Genomic DNA, 22,503 nt, shown 5'->3' with positions numbered 1-22,503 from the left:
GAGCAGATGAGGAGTATATAAACAATTTTATTACAACTGATATTAATGTTCATATTAAATCCTTTTATAACAAGGTTAAAAATGATGAGGATGGTAGAAGTAAAATATTAAAAATAGTAGATGAGGACATTCTTGAATTTTCAGAAGAAATAATGGACATGATTGAAAAAAAACTTGATAAAACACTAACTGATAGATTTTTATATGCATTAAGTCTACATTTAAGTTCATTTTTAAACAGATTAAGTAATCATCAAAATCTTAAGTATACAAATATAGAAGGTATTATAAATGATAAGCATGAGGAATTCAATATTGCAGTAGATGTAAAGGGCATGGTTGAAAAAAAATATAATGTGGTTGTTCCCAAAATTGAAGTTATATATCTTACCTTGCTAATCAGTTCTATTACGGAGGAACAAACAAATGAGCATGTGGCAATAATTGTAGCGGCACATGGAAGTAGTACAGCAAGCAGTATGGTTAATGTGGCAAAACAGCTTCTAGGGGAGGGTGTAATCGAAGCAATAGATATGCCATTAGAAGTTAGTCCCACTAGAACTTTAAATGAAATTATTGAAAAGGCTAGAGAAATAGACATGGGCAAGGGTGTTCTACTACTTGTTGATATGGGTTCACTCGTGAGCTTTGAGTCTATAATAATGGAAAAAACTGATATAAAGGTTAAGACACTAGATATGGTTACCACATCATTAGTATTAGAAGCCATAAGGAAAGCATCTATTTTAGACATGAATTTAGATGCCTTATATAATTCTCTAAAGCAATTTAGAGGGTATTCAAAGATTGAGGAAGAAGATAAAGTTACTAATGAAGAACATACAAATATAAAAAAGGCTATAATAACAATATGCTCCACCGGTGAGGGGACTGCAGTAAAGCTAAAAGAACTTGTGCAGAACATTGTTAAAAGTACAGATGAAAAAGATATTGAAATTTTACCAATAAGCATAAAAGACATGAAAGAGGAAATAATAAAAATAAAAAATAACTATAGTATTATAGCTTCTGTTGGTATTTTAAATCCTAAAATTGAAGCTCCATTTATCTCCCTTGAAGAGTTAATTAGTGGACATGGTGAAAATATTTTAATGAGCATAATACAGAGAAAAAACTTTAAAATTGAGAAAGGCCATGAAAATGTGGTAGTTAAGGATCTATGTGAGGACAGCTTAAATCAATTTTTGACTTATTTAAATCCTTCTAAAATAATAAGTGTATTGTATCAATTTGTAAATCTTTTAGAAGAAAACACAAAAATAAGCTTTAACAATGCAACAAAAATAAGAATAATGGTGCATGTAGGGTGTGCACTAGAGAGAATGATAATAAAGGACGGGTTAAAGTACAAGAGGGAAAGAGCTAAGCTGAATTCCAATTTGGTAGAGATTATTACAGAGGCAAATAAAGTATTTAAAGAAGCAATAAACGTAAGTTTAACTGAAGATGAAATATTATTTTTGGCAGAAATGATAGAATAAAATATAATACACTGATACACTTCTATTTTGATACACTTTTTATCGGTGAAAGATTGAAATCAGTATTGAAATTATAGAGAAAGTGTATCAATATAAAAGAACAAAAAAAAAGATTGAAATTTAAAATGGCTATTTTAAAAGATCTAACAAAAATATAAAAAGCAATACACTATTTTGGCACGACAATTGCTATATATAAGTGTAACAACTTAGGTGAAAGTGCTGCCGAGGGGGATCAGTTGTAATGATTATAGTTTTAGCAAGAATTGATGACAGATTAATACATGGTCAAGTAGCAACAATTTGGTCAAAAGACACAAAATGTCAAAGAATAATTGTATGTAATGATGATGTAACAAAGGACTCAATTAGAAAGACGCTTTTGGAGCAAGTTGCACCTCCAGGAATTAAATCAAGTGTTGTAGGGATTGATGAGGCAATAAGAGCTTATAACATTCCAAAATACAAAAATGATAGAGTGCTATTGTTATTCACTAATCCAACTGATGTTGTAAGAATGGTTGAAGGTGGAGTTGACATAAAGAGTGTAAACATTGGTGGTATGTCATTTAAAGAAGGAAAGAAACAGATAACTAGTGTAGTATCAGTAGATGGTACGGACATTGAAGCTTTTAAAAAATTAAATGAAAAAGGCATTGAACTAGAAATAAGAAAAGTTTCTTCAGATTCAAAAGTAGATTTAATGTCAAAACTATAAGATTCAACATATTAAATTATGGAGAAACAAGTTAAATTTTGAGCTTCGATTGTAAGCGTTATCATTATTAATTTGGTTACAGGTTTTTCAAAAACTTTTATATAAATTTTACTGTAACAAATAAAAAATAGGAGGTATAAAAGATGGTAGGAATTATTCTTGCGAGTCACGGAGAATTTGCTAAAGGCATCTTGCAATCTGCTAAAATGATTTTCGGAGAGCAAGAAAACGTACAAGCTGTTACGTTGATGCCTAGCGAAGGACCTGATGATTTTAAAGCAAAAATGAAAGATGCAATCACATCCTTTGACAGCCAAGATGAGGTTTTAATCTTAGTTGATCTTTGGGGCGGTACACCATTCAACCAAGCAAATGGTTTATTTGAAGAACACAAAGAAAAGTGGGCAATCGTAGCCGGTATGAATTTACCAATGGTTATTGAAGCTTATGCTTCACGTTCTTCAATGGAATCAGCACAGAAAATTGCGGCTCATATTTTAGAAACAGCTAAAGAAGGGGTTAAAGTTAAGCCTGAAGAATTAGAACCAGCAGATAATAGTAAATCTTCAGCAACTTCTGCTAAAAGACCTAATACAGGTGCACCTGGATCATTCGAATATGTTTTAGCTCGTATTGATTCTCGTTTACTTCATGGTCAAATAGCGACTGCTTGGGCAAAATCTGTGAACCCTACAAGAATTATTGTGGTGTCCGACGAAGTAAGTAAAGATGAGCTTCGTTCAAAATTGATTACACAAGCTGCTCCTCCAGGAGTTAGGGCTCATGTAATTCCAGTTAATCAAATGATTAAACTTGCAAAAAATGATAAACAATTTGGAGGAGAACGCGCATTGCTTCTTTTTGAAAATCCACAAGATGTTCTTAGAGCAGTAGAAGGTGGAGTACCTTTGAAGACAATCAATATTGGTTCTATGGCTCACGCTGTAGGTAAAGTTCAACCTAGCAAAGTGCTTGCTTTTAATCAAGCAGATATTGATACCTTCAAGAAGCTTAAACAAGCTGGACTAACTTTTGATGTTCGTAAAGTTCCAAATGATTCAAAAGAAAATATGGATGAAATTCTTAAAAAAGCACAATCCGAACTAAATAAATTAAAATAATCTAACTATTCAAAAAAAGGAGGATTAATAATCATGACTTTAAATATAATTCAAATAATATTAGTCGTTATCGTTGCATTTCTAGCTGGTATGGAAGGTATTTTGGATCAAACTCAACTTCACCAACCAGTAGTTGCATGTACGTTAATTGGCTTAGTTACAGGTAACTTATTACCATGCCTAATCTTAGGTGGTACTCTTCAAATGATAGCTTTAGGTTGGTCCAATATCGGTGCTGCCGTAGCACCAGATGCAGCACTGGCATCTGTTGCATCAGCAATTATTTTAGTTCTTGGTGGCCAAGGTACAGCAGGAGTTTCTTCAGCTATAGCTATTGCTGTTCCATTAGCAGTTGCAGGATTATTATTAACAATTGTTTGTAGAACTATAGCAACAGCAATTGTACATTTTATGGATGCTGCTGCTGAAAAAGGCAATATAGCAAAACTTGAAATGTGGCATATTGTTGCAATTTGTATGCAAGGTGTGCGTATCGCAATTCCAGCAGCTTTGATTTTAGCTGTAGGCGCTGGTCCAATTCGTACATTACTTTCAGAAATGCCTGCTTGGTTAACAGCTGGTTTAGCAATTGGTGGTGGAATGGTCGTAGCTGTTGGTTATGCAATGGTAATCAATATGATGGCTACAAAAGAAGTATGGCCATTCTTTGCAATTGGTTTTGTGTTAGCAACTGTTACACAAATTACACTTATCGGACTTGGTGCAATCGGTGTATGTTTAGCTCTTATTTACTTAAAGCTTACTAAACAAGGTGGCACAGGTAATGGTGGAAGCTCAAATACGGGTGATCCATTAGGCGATATTATAGATAACTACTAAGAAAGGAGGGAAAATTAAAATGGCAAATAAAGTAGAATTAACAAAAAAAGATCGTATTTCTGTATGGTGGCGTTCACAATTTCTTCAAGGTTCATGGAACTATGAAAGAATGCAAAATGGTGGTTGGACTTACTTGATGATTCCAGCAATAAAGAAATTATATAAAACTAAAGAAGAGCGAACAGCTGCATTAAAACGTCATATGGAGTTCTTTAACACTCATCCATATGTAGCTGCACCAGTAGTTGGTGTAACATTAGCATTAGAAGAAGACCGTGCAAATGGTTTACCAGTTGATGATGTAACTATTCAAGGTGTTAAGGTTGGTATGATGGGACCTTTAGCAGGTGTCGGAGATCCAGTTTTCTGGTTTACAGTTAAACCAATTTTAGGAGCATTAGCTGCTTCTATGGCTATGGCTGGTAATATCCTTGGACCAATTATCTTTTTCTTCGGTTGGAATATCATCCGTATGGCATTTATGTGGTATACACAAGAGTTTGGTTACAAAGCAGGTACTCGTATTACCGATGATGTATCAGGTAATTTACTACAAGATGTTACAAAAGGAGCATCAATCCTTGGTATGTTCATCTTGGGATCATTAGTTAACAGATGGGTAACAGTTAAATTTGTACCAACAGTATCATCCGTTAAGTTAGCAGACGGTGCATTCATTGATTGGAGCAAAATTCCTGCTGGAGCAAAGGGTATTCAACAAGCTTTGCAACAACAAGCAGGTGGATTGTCATTAACTGATCATAAGGTTACAACATTACAAAACAACTTGGATTCGTTGATTCCTGGACTTGCAGGATTAGCACTTACATTTTTGTGCATGTGGTTACTTAGGAAGAAAGTATCTCCAATTATAATTATTCTTGGGCTCTTCGTAATAGGTATTGTTTTCCACTTAATCGGATTAATGTAATATTTTTTACTTAGCCTGGGCCTTTTGGCCCGGGTTTTTTAAACATAGGCAGTTAATGTAAAGTAAGAAAAAATTTTACAATATAATGAAAGAAGTTGTTGCAAATATGATGAAAACTATAATTTCTGCTTTTGAACAACAAGTAGAAAAAACTCCAACTAGAGTAGGTGCAGAATTTGGCGATAATCAAATTACTTATGATGATCTTAATAAGAGAGCTAACTCATTAGCAAATTATCTGGTAAATGAATATGGTATTTCTTCTGGCGATATCGTTCCATTGTTTTTGGAAAGAAACGAAAAGATTATTGTTGCAATATTGGCAGTCTTAAAAACGGGTGCTTGTTATACAGCTTTATCTAAGCAATATCCAGAGTCTAGAATAGATTATATTAAGCAACAAACCGAAGCTAAACTAGTTATTGATGATAAATTCCTTTCTCAAAATTTCAAGCAATATGATAGTAATTTGAATGTATCAATTGATACCAATGATTTAGCCTATATTGTTTATACGTCAGGAACAACAGGAAATCCTAAAGGGGTATTGCATACTCATAAAAGTGTTGTGAGTCATATTCAGTCTTATTGTAAATACCTTAAACTTGATATTAATAATAGTTATAATATGTTGCTTCTAGTTAACTATGTATTTTCGGTTGCAACAACTCAAATATTTGGAGCACTATTCAATGGTCATACATTAGTGATTTCATCACAAGATTGTCTTGAAAATATTCAAAAATTTTCAGACTATATCAATGAAAAAAAGATTAATTATTTTCAGTGCACGCCGTCACTTGCTGATAGTTTAGATTATAAAAAATTAAAGCATGTCCATACTGTAGCTGTAGCTGGAGAAAAAATTCCCAAAAGTCTTTTTTACAATACTCATGGAAATGATATTAAATTAGTCAATGTGTATGGACAATCAGAATTCCACGCTGGAACTGCGAAGACGATAGAAAGGGTAGAAGATATTAAAAAAATTGGAGCAGCCTTAGATAACATGACTGCTTATGTCTTGGATGATAATATAAATGAAGTAGCAATTGGTCAGGTTGGTGAAATGTGTGTTACTGGTAATCAACTTTCAAAAGGGTATCTTAAATTAGAAGGGGAAACAAAATCACATTTTGTTTCTAATCCATTTGGCGAAGGAATACTTTGTCGAACTGGTGATTTAGTAAAAAGACTTGATAACGATGAATTTGAGTTTGTTGGTCGTAATGATTTTCAATTAAATATTAATGGTATACGTACTGAACCTGCTGAAATAGAGGCTCAGATTGAAAAAATTCCTGAAATTGAAAAATCGGTAGTTGTTGGATATGATGATAAATTCATCGCAGCTTACTATGTAAGTCATAAAGAGCTAGAAGAAGAATACATTAGATCAATTACAAATAAATACTTGCCAGAATATATGCAGCCACAAATGTATGTTTGGTTAGAACAATTGCCTCTTAATGTGAATGGAAAACTTGATAGAGCTAAGTTACCCAAAATAGAAATTGATATGGCTCAATATCAAGCTCCTACTACAGAAACAGAAAAGTTTATTGTTGAAGCAATAGAACAAATTTTAAAATCAACTCATGTGGGGTTACTAGATAACTTTTTCCATTTGGGCGGCAATTCGTTGAATGCTATGCGATTGTCAAATTACGTATATGAAAAGACTTATAAAAGATTAAGTACGCGAGATATTTTTGATAATCAGCAAGTCAAAGAATTAGCTAAATTATTAGGATCATTAGAAATTGAAGATGAAAATACAATTGAACCCGCAGGTAAAAAAGAATTTTATCCAATGAGTCCTGCACAAAAAAGAATGTTCATCTCCCATGAAATGAATAAAAATGAAACAACTTATAATGAACAAACAGTAATAGATTTCTCTTTTAAAGTGGACAAATCAAAGTTAAAATACGCTCTAAAAGAAATGATTATGAGACATGAATCTTTGCGTACAAAATTTTCAAATATAAATGGAGAGTATGTTCAAGAAGTAATGGCTGAAAATACTCTGGATTTTGAAGAGGTACCTTACACTGAAGACTACTCAGGATTTGTGAAACCATTAAATCTGCATACAGGACAAACAATGAGAGTTCGATTATTACAAGGTTCAGAATATAATTCGCTTTTTATCGACAAACATCACATAATTACTGATGGTAGAAGTGAAGAAATATTTTATCAAGAATTAGGACAATTATATGGAGGTAATCACTTAAACGCTCATGAATTACACTATAAAGACTATAGCACTTGGTTTAATGAACTTAATTGTGCCGATGAAAGGAAATGGTGGAATGATTACCTTTGTGATTACCAACAGCTCGAATTGGCAAACGATTACAAACAGGATAAATATCATAGTCCTGTGGGTAAAACATATAGAATTTCAATAGATAAAACTTTGGTAGAAAATATTCATACATTTGCTATACAGAATGGAATTAGTAAGTATATGGTTTTCTTTAGTTCAATTAGTATTCTTTTATCAAAGATGTATCATAGTGAAGATTTCATTTTGGGAACGGTTACTAATGGTAGAATTAACGAAGCTACTGAAAATATGTTAGGGATGTTTGTTAATACATTGCCCATACGTGTAAAACCACATCCAAAATTAACAGTGAAAGAGTTTATAAACAACATAAAAGATAATGTATTAACTGCAATTTCAAATCAGAACTATCAATTTGAAGAAATAGTAAAAGATCTTCATGCCACAAGTGGAAACAGAAATCCGCTCTTTGATTGTATGTTTGTTTATCAAAATACTGAAGTAAGCACACACTATTTTGATGGTAAAGCAAAGAAAAATTCATATAAAACAACTAAAGCAAAATTTCCTCTAACTTTTGAAGTTGAGAATTCAAACTCGAACATGGAATTGCTACTTAATTATGATTCTTCATTATTTATGGCTAAAACAATTGAAAGCCTTGCTGCTAATTTCATAGATACTTTAAAAATCGTTATCAGTAGCTCAGAGAAGAAACTTTCAAATATATCTTTTGTAACAGAACAAGAGCATTCAAAACTCCTAGATTTTAAGAAAGCAGGAGATTATAAAAATGTTGTTGCCTTATTTGAGAATCAAGTAAGATTACTACCTGATGATACTGCTTTAAGGTACAACGATAAATCTTTCAGTTATAAAGAATTAAATACAGAAGTCAATAAGTTAGCGAATTATCTAATAGATGAACTAGAAGTTCAAACTGAACAAAAGATACCATTAATGATTAAACGGACTCATAAAATGGTTATTGCAATCCTTGCTGTATTAAAAGCTGGTGCAGCATATGTACCGATTAGTCTGAAATATCCCAAGGAACGTATCCAATATATCTTAGATACTTGTGAAGCTAATTTTGTTATAGATGATAAATTTATGAATCAAGAATTTCCTAATCACGTGAGTAACCCTGAAAAAGAAATAACATCTAAACAACTGGCCTATATAATTTTCACTTCAGGCACTAGTGGAAAACCAAAAGGTGTTATGGTCAAACATAAAAACTTGAGTAATTATGTTACTGAAGTTGCCAAAATGGACAAGTCTGGGATGCATGAAGGAGTTGTGAATGGTGCCTTTTTTGAATATGTCTTTGATTCATCAATTCATGATTTGGTTAGACCATTTACTATGGGCGAAAGTGTAGTCATTTTAGATACAGATTTAATTTATGATATTGACCTTTTTATTCATACTTTGAATAAATTTCAAGTGAATGCCATTGGTATGACACCATCCTTGGCAGCCAGGATAAATTTGAAAAAAGTACCAACCATGCAAGTTATACATTGTGGTGGAGAGGCAATTACACAGGAAGTAATTAACAAGTATAAAGACTCCTCAATCCAATTGAATAATTGTTATGGTCCAACAGAAACAACTGTGTTAAGTTTTGTAAATAATGATGTTACGGATTTATCCATTGGTAGACCAATAGGTGGGGTTGAACCTTATGTGTTAGAAGATAATAAACAACTTCTACCTAAAGGAGCAGTTGGTAACTTATATATTGGTGGAAATCAGGTAACTTGCGGTTATGTAAATCAACCTACAGAAACAGCTGAAAGATATATTAAAAATCCCTTTGGAGAAGGCATAATCTATGATACAGGTGATTTGGTTCGATGTTTGAATGATGGCTCATATCAATATCTTGGGAGAAAAGATTTCCAAGTAAAAATTCGTGGCTATCGTGTTGAATTAGGTGAAATCGAAAATAAACTTAACGATATCGAAGAAATAGATCAAGTTGCTGTTATTGCGAAGAATGATAACTTGGTTGCTTATTATGTTTCTAACCTGGACTTTGAAAGTGATGAACTATATGACGAGTTAGCAAAATCTTTACCTAATTACATGATTCCAATGGCATATATACATATGACAGAATTACCACTTACTATTAATGGAAAATTAGATATTAGATCTCTACCTGAACCAGTATATAAAGATGAGTATATTGCTCCAAAAACATCACGTGAGAAAGAAATTGAGAAAGCTTTATGTAAGGTTTTAGGACTAGAGAAGGTTTCAATAAACGCAAATTTCTTTCGTTTAGGAGGAAACTCTATCGCCGCAATTTCTCTTGCTAGTTTAATAAATATTCCAGTAAAAGCAATATTTGAACAAAAAACCATTTCAAATCTTGCTAAAGTATGTGAAAGAACTCAAATTGTTGAAAAACAAGTGTTTAATGGAGAGAAAGATCAAAATCTATCCTATGCACAGGAACGTCTCTTCTTTATTGATAAGCTAGAGCAAGGAACTGATGCATATAATATTCCTTTACTTTTAACACTTAATAAAGAAGCAAATCATGAAAAACTTGAACGAGCAATTAAAGAAGTAGTTAAACGTCATGAAATCTTAAGAACAATCATTGTGGACTCTTATCAAAAGGTATTAGATAAAACCATTGAAATAACATATGAACGAATAGATATAGATGATTTCTTTGCGTATTCATTTGATCTTGAAAAAGAAATACCCATTAAAGTAAATATTTATGAAGATACAATGGCTATAAATATTCATCATATTGCTTTTGATGGTTGGTCTACTAATATATTTTTGGAAGAAATAGTTCATTTGTATGATGGCGAGTATCTTGAACCTGTGGAAGTACAATATAAAGATTATGCTAAATGGCAAGTTACATCACAAAGTAAAGACTTATTAAGAGAAGAGAAAGAGTATTGGCTAGAAAAACTTTCTGGTTATGAAACACTTGATTTCCCAACTGATTTTCCTAGACCAAAACAATTTGATTATGATGGAAAAGAGTTCGACTATGAATTAGATGAATTGCTAATTCAACAATTGAATGAAATTGCCAAGGAACATAACACTAGTCTTTTTTGTGTAACGCTTAGTGCATTTATGTTAGTTTTGTCAGCATATACAAATCAAAAGGATATTGTTTTGGGGACTCCAATTGCAAACCGTAATATTCAAGGTACCGAGAATATGATTGGAATCTTCGTGAACACATTGGTTATTCGTTCTGTTATTAACTCAGATGATACTTTTAGTGAATTAATAAATCAAAATAATGATCAGATGTTAGAGGCTCAAAAGCAACAAGATTTATCTTTTGGACAAATAGTTGATGCACTTGAAGAAGAAAAAGATTTATCAAGAAATCCGATTTTTCAAATTACGTTTGGATTCCAAGATATTGTTGAAGAGGTTGAACGTAATGATTTGTTCACTTCAGTTAATGAAGACCTTCATATCAATAGTACAAAGTTTGATATTTCGCTTATTCATATAAAAAACATAGTGAATTTTACTTTTTCAACAAAACTTTTTAAAGAAAAAACTATTGAAGAACTAGCAAAAACTTATGAACTAGTTTTAAAACAAATAGTTAAAGAACCCAAAGTCGCAATTTCAGATATTATTTACAACCGTGAATTAGGACAGAAAGAGAAAGAAGAATATCCTAACCTTCCAGTTCATACACTATTTGAAAAACAAGCAAAACTTCATCCAGACAACAAAGCCATTGTGTTTGGCGAAAATAGTCTGACATATAAAGAATTAAACGAAATTTCAAATCAATTTGCCCACACGCTCATTGATAATTATGGTGTAGTTTCTGGGATGCACATTCCTATTTTGATGAAACGAAGTGAAAAATTTGTAATAGCAATAATAGGTATATTAAAAGCTGGAGCAAACTATGTACCAATGAGTTATGAATATCCTCAATCAAGGATAGACTATATTACAAAAAAGGTTGATGCACCGTTTATCGTTACTGATGATTTTGAAATTAGTTCCATGGAAGTAACAAATCCTAATGTGCCAGTATTTGAAAATTCATTAGCTTATATTATTTTCACATCAGGAACAACAGGAGTTCCTAAAGGAGTTATGATTGAACACCATGGAATTGTAAATGCGATATATAATCAAATTCAGTTATTTAATATCACTACAGCTACGAAAGCCGTACATTTTGCTAATTTTGTATTTGATACCTCTGTTTCTGAATTATTCTATACATTACTAGCAGGTGCAACTACTTATTTATTAGATGACCAAACTCGTATGGATTATCAATTGCTAAAGGAAATAATTGAAAAAAATAATATTTCATTAGCAGTGCTACCTCCAGCAATTCTAAATTCGGAAACCTTGTTGTCATTAAATATTTTGATTGTTGAAGGTGAATCAACGCCAAATAATATTTACCATGCTTATGAAAATAGTGGTACAACCATAGTTAATGGATATGGCCCAACTGAAACAACAGTATGTGCGACTATTAAAATCTATGAACATGGAATGAACTCGAATAACATAGGCAAACCTTTAAAAAATGTTGCTGTGCATGTATTAAATGATTCATTGCATGAAGTCCCAATAAATGCCATAGGTGAATTATTTATTGGTGGAGTAGGGCTTGCAAGAGGTTATATCGGAGATGAGGAAAAAACGAATAGTTCCTTTATCAATCATCCGAAATTTGGAAGACTATATAAAACTGGCGATTTGGTTAAGCAATTGTCATCTGGAGATTTAATTTATATTGGTAGAAATGATTTTCAAGTTAAGGTTAGAGGATTCAGAATAGAGTTAGGTGAAATTGAAGCGAAATTAATTGAACAAGATTCTATTGTTCAATGTCTAGCCTTAGTCAAAGGTAACAATATAGTTGCCTACTATAAAGGTGAGTTACAAAATACATTGGAAGGTTTATTACCAACATATATGCTTCCAACTAGTTACGTGCAACTAGTTGAATTTCCATTGACACTGAATGGGAAAATTGATCTTAGAAAACTACCAGAACCTGCAATAGAACACAAAAAATTTATTGAACCTGAAAATGCCAGAGAGAAAGAAATAGCAAAGGCATTTACCGAGTTATTAGAAATTGATAAAGTTTCGGTACTGGATGATTTTTATGGACTCGGAGGGAACTCCATTCTTGCTCTAAAACTATCAAATAAAATAAATCTACAAGTAAAACAAATATTTGAAGCAAAAAATATTCGTAATTTAGCGAAGCTAAAACCAAGATCGATAAAAGTAACAAAAGAGAATTTCTCATCTGAGGATGAACAGGTTCTTTCCTTTGCTCAAGAAAGTTTATGGTTTATTGAACAGTTTGAGCGAGGTACCAGTGCTTATAATGTTCCATTAATACTGCATCTATCAAATGATGTTTCAGTAGAAAATCTTGAAAAAGCTCTCTATAAAATTGTAGATAGGCATGAAATACTGCGAACAATAATTACGGATAATTACCAAGTCGTGACTCATGATTCGTTTAAGGTAAGCCATGATTCAATTAGTGTTCAGAAATATGCTGATCAAGTTTTTGACCTAGAAAATGAAATTCCAATACGAGTAAATATTTTTGATAATCAATTGGCATTAGTTATCCATCACATTGCTTTCGATGGTTGGTCAACAGAACTTTTACTAAAAGAACTGATAAAACTTTATCACGGTGAAGAACTAGACCCATTAAGGGTACAATATAAAGACTATGCTAGTTGGCAAAGAAAATATCTTGCACATGAAAAAGTTGCAGAACAGATTGATTTTTGGAAGTCAGCTCTTGATTCTTACGAAAACTTATATCTTCCAACTGATTACGAAAGACCGAAGAATTTCACTTATAAGGGTTCAGATGTTCATGAAGCGTTTCATGGGAAACTGCAGCAAGATTTAGAGGCACTGGCAAGAAAACACCAAACTAGTCTTTATACTATAATGTTAAGTGCATTAGATGTAATGTTGGCACAGTTTAGTTATCAGCAAGATATTGTTGTTGGGACACCATTTGCCAATCGTCACATTGAGGGGACAGAAGACTTAATTGGATTTTTCATCAATACATTACCAGTACGAACATTGATTACTGAAGACATGACATTTGAAAAACTTATTAAAGAAAATCATCATGAGGTTATTCAAATTCAAAACCATCAAGATATTCCTTTTGAACAAATTGTAAAAGCACTTAATGTGTCGCAAGATTCGTCAAGAAATGCTATTTTCCAAATATTGTTTAGTGTTCAAGATTTTTCACCGAATGCATTAGTTCAAAACGACTTATTTACGGATATGAATAGTGGAATAAACTATAATACTGCAAAATATGATTTATCTGTTTTAGTCGAAAATGGCTATATCGGTTTTAATTACTGCAACGATCTTTTCAAAGAATCAACCATCCAAGCGATGTTAAAAACTTATGTTTTAGTATTGAATAGAATAATTGAAAATGACAAGGCATCAATAGGAGAGTTCGCAGTATCTGATGATTATGCAAAAGGTAAAATTGTCCATTATCCAAATAAAACGGTTGTGGATCTATTTAAAGAACAAGTAGCACGCACACCAGACATTATTGCAGTTGAATACCAGAATATCCAATTGACATATGCAGAATTTGATAAGCAAACTAACCATTTAGCAAATTATTTGCTAGTAAATGGTGTTAAACCTGGAGATCGAATTCCTTTGATACTTGAACGTAGCGAAAAAATGTCAATTGCCATCTGGGGAGTTTTAAAAGCAGGTTGTGTTTATGTTCCTATTTCTCCTCAATTTCCAGAAGAAAGAAAACAATATATTATTAAACAAATAGGAGCGAAACTAATTATTGATGAATCGTTTGATGTCTATAAGAAAACTAGTGATCATGATCCAGAAATAAGGCCTTCTATGAATGATCTTGCTTATATCATTTTCACTTCTGGAACAACTGGAAAACCAAAAGGTGTAATGATTGAACATGCAGGACTTAGCAATCGTGTTCAATGGATGAATGAAGCTTACCCAATAACAGAAACTGATAAAATTTATCAAAAAACCAATTATGTATTTGATGTTTCTGTTTGGGAACAAGTATGGGCATTATTAGCAGGTGCGCGTATTGTATTTGCTTTAGAATGCGGTCACAAAGATCCGCTTTATTTAGCGAAAGAGATTAAGGATAAACAAATAACAGTAATGCATTTTGTTCCAAGCATGTTAGATGCATTTGTTGATACTTTGAAAATGTATAAAAAAGACCTTAATACAGAAAGTTTTGATATTAGTTCCTTGAAATATGTATTTTGTTCAGGCGAAGCATTAAACGTTAATAGTGTTAGAAAGTTTAAAAATCTTGTTCCTAACGCTAAAATGTACAATTTGTATGGTCCAACTGAGGCAAGTATCGACGTGACATATTTTGATTGTAACGATCATTCACTAGAAAAAGTGCTTATTGGTAAGCCTGTTCCAAATACTAACTGTTATGTATTGAGTCGTTCAGAGCGTTTATTACCAAACGGAGCAATTGGTGAACTAGCTTTAGGTGGTATTCAATTAGCTAGAGGATATATCAATCAACCGAAACTAACAGCTGATAAATTTATCCAACATACTATGCTTGGACGAATTTATAAAACAGGCGATCTTGTTAGACTACTAGATACGGGAGAATTTGAATATCTAGGACGTAACGACTTTCAAGTTAAAATTCATGGGTTACGTATTGAACTTGGAGAAATTGAAGCGAGACTTACTCAAATTACAGAAATTAAACAGGCGGTTGTGTTAGCAGTCAACGAACATCTAGTTGCTTACTATCAAGCTGATCAAGAGTTATCAGATGAATTTCTTGAACTTGAATTGGAAGAAAGTTTAACTGATTATATGATTCCTAGTGCGTTTGTTTTTATGGAAAGCTTTCCACTTACTATTAATGGTAAATTAGATAAAAAAAGGTTGCCTATACCTAAATTCAGATTAGAGGAATTTGTACCACCAGAAACTGAAATTGAAATTCAACTGCAAGAAATAATAGCAGATATTCTAGGTTTAGATAATAAGGATGTAAGTGTAACGGTAAGTTTTTTCCATCTTGGAGGAGATTCAATTAAGGTAATTCAGTTAAGTAATCGAATTAAGCAAAAATTGAATCAAACAATAACGATAAAACAAATTTTCGCCGCAAAAACTATTAGGAATCTTTCACGATATGTTGGAAAAGCTAAAAAGATAGAAGTATTAAGTGAGCAAGGAGAATTAACAGGAGACGTTAAATTACTTCCAATCCAGGAATGGTTCTTCGAAGATTTTAATTCCAATTACTTTAACCAGGCTTTTGCTATTTCTTTACCAAGAAACATTGATCTAGATCGTCTGAAAAAAGCTCTAGTTGATTTAGTAAATTATCATGATGCGCTACGGTTATCTTTCCATGGGAAAAATCAGTATTATACTGAGAAAATAGATAATATTGATATATTGGTAGCCGATTCTCCAGAAGAATTCAGTCATATTCAAGAAAGTTTTAATCTTAGTGGAAATCTTTACCGTTTCGTATTTAAACAAAGTGAGAATGTTTTAGCTGTGATATGTCATCACTTGATAATTGATACTGTTTCTTGGCAGATTATTGCTTCAGATCTAAAAGAACTTTATGCGGGACATGCACTTCCACAAAAAGGAACTAGTTATCGTCAGTGGTCTGAAGAAATCCGAAAACTGAACACTAAAGGTGTGTCTTCAGAAATCAATGTAAGCGATAAAGAAGTGTTTAAAACATCTGATAAGTACAAGAAAGTCACTATTAAATTTGATTATAAGTTGACGAAACAATTATTAAATAAAGTTAATCAAGTTTATAATACTCAAATTAATGAAGTATTGTTCACAGCCTTTGCACGAGCATTAAAATCTGTCCATGGTCAAGACATTAGCCATATTAAATTGGAATCTCACGGACGAGCCGAAATCACCGAAAATATTAATATTCAACGAACGGTGGGTTGGTTTACAGCAATATATCCCAAAAAAATTTCAACTGATTTGATGAAAACGAAGCATTATAACAGATCTGCCACGGATTATGGAGTTAGCTATGGTGCCAAATATGGAATTCACTCAAATAATCTACCAGGTATATTGTTTAACTATTTAGGGCAAATGGATAATGGTTCTTCAGATGACTGGTCAATTATTACTAGTGATCTTGGAGACACAACTAATGTTAATTTCAAAGACTATCTGACTGTAAATGGTGGGATATTCCAAAAAAAATTAACTCTTGAAATAAGTGGTAATTTAGAAGGTATTGAAAGCTTGGCAAGCCAATATAAGGTTAAATTAAAAGAATTAGTAGATGAACTGTTATCATTCCATAGAACTTACTTGACCAGTGAAGATATCGATTCATCCATATCTCAAGAAAAATTAAATGAACTTCAAAAAGATCAAGAATTGGAAGACGTTATATCCGCTAATACCTTGCAAGAAGGATTTATATACCATGCATTAAATAATGTTACAAATGATGATGCATATATTTGCTCTTACATTTTTGACTACGAACAGACAATAAATGTTGATAAATATCGTAAAGCATGGTCTATAGCTCAGAAAAAATATCCAAGCTTGCGTTTATGTTTGAATTCTGATTATGAAGAGATACTTCAAGTGATTCCTAAAGATGGTAATCTAGATTTTGAGCTAGTAGAAAATATTGATTTAAATAAAGTTGTCCAAGCTCAAAGAATGACTCCTTTTGATTTAAAATCTGGAAGTTTGTTTAGAATTAGACTCATCAAGCATAATGACAGTCATTATACTTGTGTCTTAACAAACCATCATGCCATATTAGATGGATGGTCTAATCCTCTTATGCTAGATTTTGTAAATGATACCTATGATAAGTTGTGCAAAAATCAGCAGGTGACTATTCGTGAAGATATTACATATATTAAATCTCAAAAATATCTTGAGAGCACTAAAAACGATTCAGCTGTTTTTTGGAAACAATATCTTGGAGAAGTATTTCATCCTGATTTAGCTGGTTTATTTAAAAAGGAAAAACACACAGTAAAACTTGAGGAAATAAACAGAATTAAAGAACCAAAAGACAGTGTATTTGAAATTAGCGGCGATAATTATGACAAACTTAAAGGATTTGCAAATAATAAAGGTTTCACAATTAATATTATTGTTCAATATGCATGGCACAAATTGTTAAGTGTTTATGGTGGTGTTAAAGAAACAACTGTGGGTGTTGTCAATGCAGGGCGAAATATCCCTGTAGAGGGTATAGAAGAAAGTGTCGGTCTATATATTCGTACTTTACCTGTACAATTTACTCACACAAATGATGGTATTGACTCTCAGCTTCAGAGATTACAAGATATTAATAATGATTGCATGATGCATAGTAATGTTAGCCTTGCAAGCCTTCAATTAAATGGCACACGGCTCTTTGAAACGTTATTTATCTATGAAAATTATCCATTACCAAAGGAGGATGGAGATAGAGATAAATTGCGAATAACTCATTTTGATGGACAAGAAAAATTAGATTATCCAATAACCGTTGTACTCTATGAAAATGAGCATGGATTAAATTTCCAATTTAAATATTCAGGTGAAATTTTTGCGGATAATGTCATAGCTGAATTGTTTTACTTCATGCAAAGCATAATTGAACAACTAATTCAAGAGGTTGATGAATTCACTTATGTAAATGAAATACCTGATTTTGGTACAGCACATTATCCAGAAACTACTATTATTGAACAACTTGAGAAACAAGTGAAACTTCATCCAAATAATGTTGCTTTAAAATTTGGAAATTTAAACTATAGTTTTGATGAATTGAACTCAAAAGCAAACCAAGTAGCACACACACTTGTTGAAAAAACTGGAATAAAACCAAGTGATCGTGTACCTCTTTTACTAGAAAAATCAGAAAACATGATTATTGCAATTATTGCAATATTGAAAGCAGGTGCTATTTATGTTCCGATGTCACCGACTTACTCTTTAGAAAGAATTGAATATATTAAAGGGCAAGTAAAAGCAAAAATTGTGATTGATGAAGAGTTTATGAAACAAGAGTTTTCAAGTAAAAAAGAAGACCTTCCAATAAAAGTTGAACCAAGTGATTTAGCATATATTATCTTTACATCTGGAACAACAGGTAGGCCAAAGGGGGTAATGGTAGAACATCGGAATTTCATAATTTATTTGGAAGATATACTTGCTGCTATCAATAATACTGGAACTGAAGATATCGAATTTGGTTGTATTGCAGAGTACGTTTTTGACATCTTTGGTACTGAAGTATTTGGACAATTATTGAGAGGTAAGACAGTAAATCTATTTGCTGGGACTCCAGAAGAATTTCCTGCGTTCATGAAGAATCATTATGTGACTACTTTACAATCGACTCCTGGAAAGATTAGCTACCTATTCCAAGATAACGATAAGGAGATTATTTCCACATCTCTTACAACAATCATGGTGGGCGGAGAGAAGATGAATGATGCTTTTGCAAATCGCTTCCAAGATATTAACTTAATTAATATTTACGGACCTACTGAAGGAACTGTTTGGACATCAATGAAGAAAGTTTCAGATAACTATTCAAATATTGGGTTACCATTTCCAAACTATTCTCACTTCGTATTGGATGAAAATAGAAAACTTCTTCCAAAAGGCGCAGTAGGAGAACTTTATGTAGGTGGGCCTCAACTTTCACGAGGGTACTATGGTCAAACAGAGTTAACAGAGAAATCTTTTGCTAAAAATCCATATAACACAAAAGGAATTGAAGAATACAGTCGTATTTACAAAACTGGAGATATCGTGCGAGTATTGCCAAATGATGAGTTCGAATTGATAGGTAGAAATGATTTCCAAGTGAAAATCAGAGGATTCAGAATTGAATTAGGTGAAATTGAAAGTGCCATGTTTAAAGTCAAAGGTATAAAACAAGTAATTGCTTTAGCGTTAGGCAAGGAGGGGAGTAAACATTTAGGCGTATATTACCAGAGCGATGAAGAAATTCAACGTGTTGAGATTGAAAAGGTATTGTCTCTTTATTTAACAGATTATATGATGCCAGCCGGTTATAAACATGTAAAAGAATTCCCACTGACTATTAACGGTAAAATCGATAGAAGTGCACTACCAGAAATCACATATGAAAATAATGTAGAGTTTGCTGCTCCTCAGAATGATGTAGAACGATGTGTATTAGATGCAATGTGTGGTTTACTTGATGTCGATCCGAAGGCTACATCTATATTAGAAAGCTTCTTTATGATTGGTGGAGATTCAATTAAAGCAATCAAGTTAGTAAACATATTGAAGGAAATCTTTAATAAGAAAATTACTATAAAAGAGATCTTTGATGCTAAAACGATTAAGGGAATTGCACAAGTGATTCAAGCTTCTCATTATAGTAACGAAATAAATAGGCTCGTTGTGACAAAACAATACTTTAAAAATAAAGAAGATCAAAAACTTTCATTTGCACAACAGAAATACAAAATAGTACCTGTAAATTCTTATAGCAATATCAAGATGGCTTTCAAAATTAACGAAGGAATAGATCCTGAAAAATTAGCAAAAGTAGTAATTGAAGTTGTTGATCGACAAGAAATATTACGGACTAGAATTTATGACACCTATCAAGTGGTAGATGAACGACCTTTAGTGATAACTCATAATAATATCCATCGCTATGAATATTTCGATCATCAATTTCATTTGGAAAATGAAATTCCTATACGAGTTAATATATTTAATGGAGAGTTTGTATGTGTAATAGATCATGTGGCATTTGATGGTTGGTCAACATCCTTATTCTTAGATGAGATTGAAAAGTCTTATTACGGAGATGAATTACCTGTGTTACCTTATCAATTTAGAGACTTTGCTAGATGTCAGAATGATTTCTTAAACAGTGCTAAAAAGAATCAACAAGTAAACTTCTGGCGCGAAGAATTCAAGAATTATGAAGGCTTAAATCTTCCAGAAGATCATATTTCAGGCGAGACTGCTAAAAACAATGGTGGAGATGTATATCTCCATTTGGAAGATGATTTTTATAATCGATTGACTAAAGTGGTTAAAGAAAGAAGTATGACGCTACACAATGTGTTGCTTGGCACTTATTATTTGATGCTATCAAGTGTAAGTGGACAACAACATATTCCCATTGCTATACCGACTGTAAATCGAAATATGCAGGGACTAGAGAATGTAATTGGATTATTTATAAATCAGTTCCTATTAACAATGGATATTGATAAAAACCAAAGCTTTTCAACGTTTGTTCATCAGCTGAATAACAAGATTATTGATGCCCAAAATAATCAAGATATTCCCCTTGAACAACTAATTCATGAACTAGATATAAGACTAACTGGTAATGATGTTTATTTTGGCATTCAAGGATTTAAAGGTGAAGCTTTAGAACACTCGAAATTGTTTACTTCTATTTCAGAAATGACTGGACATTCAGATAAGGATGCATTTTGCGATCTTACGATTTTTGTATGGGGACAAAACATAGATTTTAACTATAAGCGAACATTGTTCCAAGCTGAAACAATTGAGAGATTTTCGCGTATTTACAAAACTATTTTAGAAGAAATAGTAAATAATATAGATATTAAAATTAAAAATTTGATTGGAGATAAACTAAATGTTAATTGAGATGTTAAAGGGAAAAATTCATCGTGCGACTGTCACGCAAGCAGAATTGGATTACGTAGGTAGTATCACAATTGATGAAGAATTAATTGAAGCTAGTGGAATTATTGAATATGAAAAAGTTCAGATTGCTGATGTTAATAATGGAAAACGATTTGAAACCTACGTCATTGCAGGTCCACGCCATTCAGGAATGATTTGTATGAATGGTGCAACTGCTCGTTGTGTTTCTATAGGGGATAAGGTTATTATTATGAGTTATGCTCAAATGGAACCAAAGGAAGCAAAAGAGTTACAGCCTTACGTGGTTTTAGTGGATGAAAAAAACATGATTGAAAAAAAAGTAAGATATGAAAAATATGGACTATTAACCGAAGAGTTGAAAAGCTTATGAGAGATTGTGGATTTTTAACCCCAGTAACTGAAAATTTCCTACATGCCTATGGTGTTGGGAAAGTTGCTTTTGAATTAGCTTTAAAATTCAATGTAGATCCAGAGACTGCCTTTATTGCAGGTAGTCTCCATGATCTAGGCGGAGCAATTCCTGATAGCAATCGGGTTGAAGTGGCTGAATCTTTAGGTATTGAGTTATTTCAAGAAGAACGTGAGGTGCCGATGCTTGTTCACGCAAAGCAGGGAGATTATTTTGCACAAGTCTTGTTTGGAATTGAAAGTCATGATGTGTTAGATTCAATTCGCTATCACACTACCTGTATTGATAATGCAAGTAATTTAGTTAAAATTATTTTTATTGCTGACAAGATTCACTGGGATCGAAATGGTGAACCTCCATATTTGAAAGGTTTGTTAAATGCCTTAGATCGCTCTTTAGATGAAGGCTGTTGCTATTTTCTTGAATGGCTGTGGAACTCTGATCTTTATGTGGTTCATCCTTTTCTCGTTAGAAGTTATGGTTATTACTTGAAAGGGCAAAATTTCCAAGCATTGACCAGAGAAACTAGAAATGTTTATGTGAGTGAAGATATCAAAAAAAAATATTTTTTAAATGAGATTGTTTGTGAATTTCAAAAAGCTTTTGGAATGGGGGAAAAAGCATCGGAATTGTTTCCAAAGGGAAGTGATAGCTTTAACAAAGCTTTTATTGCAGCTGTATTATCAAATAGTGCAAATACTATTTTTGAAAATCAGCGACAATATGTAGCAAATAAGTTTGGGCTAAAAACTGGACATGAAACTAATGAATCACTACTTCCCAAATTGAGTCATTACTTTGCAAAGAATAGATTTGGAATTGATGATCCTGAATTACTTCAAGCAATTTTGTATCATCAACAGAAGTCAGATTGTGAAAATGAAATTTGTTACTCTGTAAAAATTGCATATCAAAAGATCCACAAAGAGGAAACAAAATAGTC

At 32.4% G+C, this 22,503-nt stretch carries 8 protein-coding genes; all 8 read left to right on the top strand.

The genetic code is table 11. The annotated features are described in order from the left end of the window. On the top strand, nt 1–1,502 hold a 1,502-nt coding region (locus BR66_RS0110065), incomplete at its 5' end, for a PRD domain-containing protein (protein WP_026882829.1). A 244-nt stretch (nt 1,503–1,746) separates the two neighbouring features. Then, nucleotides 1,747–2,220, top strand: coding sequence for a mannose/fructose/sorbose PTS transporter subunit IIB (locus BR66_RS0110060; RefSeq protein WP_026882828.1), 474 nt, complete (start codon nt 1,747–1,749; stop codon nt 2,218–2,220). A 143-nt stretch (nt 2,221–2,363) separates the two neighbouring features. Next, complete coding sequence (locus BR66_RS0110055) at nt 2,364–3,341, top strand: mannose/fructose/sorbose PTS transporter subunit IIA (RefSeq protein WP_026882827.1); 978 nt, start codon at nt 2,364–2,366, stop codon at nt 3,339–3,341. A gap of 33 nt (nt 3,342–3,374) precedes the next feature. After that, a complete protein-coding gene (locus BR66_RS0110050) occupies nt 3,375–4,181 on the top strand; it encodes a PTS mannose/fructose/sorbose transporter subunit IIC (protein ID WP_026882826.1) in 807 nt (268 codons plus the stop codon). A gap of 19 nt (nt 4,182–4,200) precedes the next feature. After that, complete coding sequence (locus tag BR66_RS0110045) at nt 4,201–5,112, top strand: PTS system mannose/fructose/sorbose family transporter subunit IID (protein WP_026882825.1); 912 nt, start codon at nt 4,201–4,203, stop codon at nt 5,110–5,112. A 106-nt stretch (nt 5,113–5,218) separates the two neighbouring features. Beyond that, nucleotides 5,219–21,130 carry a non-ribosomal peptide synthetase gene (locus tag BR66_RS0110040; protein ID WP_026882824.1) on the top strand — a complete coding sequence of 5,304 codons (15,912 nt, stop codon included), beginning with the start codon at nt 5,219–5,221 and terminating at the stop codon, nt 21,128–21,130. After that, entirely contained in the window at nt 21,120–21,521 is a 402-nt protein-coding gene (panD, locus tag BR66_RS0110035; RefSeq protein ID WP_026882823.1) for an aspartate 1-decarboxylase, read from the top strand. The genes BR66_RS0110040 and panD overlap by 11 nt, the downstream gene beginning before the upstream one ends. Then, nucleotides 21,518–22,501 carry a bis(5'-nucleosyl)-tetraphosphatase (symmetrical) YqeK gene (gene yqeK, locus BR66_RS24795; RefSeq protein ID WP_051624175.1) on the top strand — a complete coding sequence of 328 codons (984 nt, stop codon included), beginning with the start codon at nt 21,518–21,520 and terminating at the stop codon, nt 22,499–22,501. The genes panD and yqeK overlap by 4 nt, the downstream gene beginning before the upstream one ends. Nucleotides 22,502–22,503: the final 2 nt, after the last annotated feature.

This window comes from Clostridium akagii DSM 12554 (genome assembly GCF_000686725.1).
Lineage (GTDB): Bacteria > Bacillota > Clostridia > Clostridiales > Clostridiaceae > Clostridium_I > Clostridium_I akagii.
This window is presented reverse-complemented; position numbering and strand designations above follow the sequence as displayed.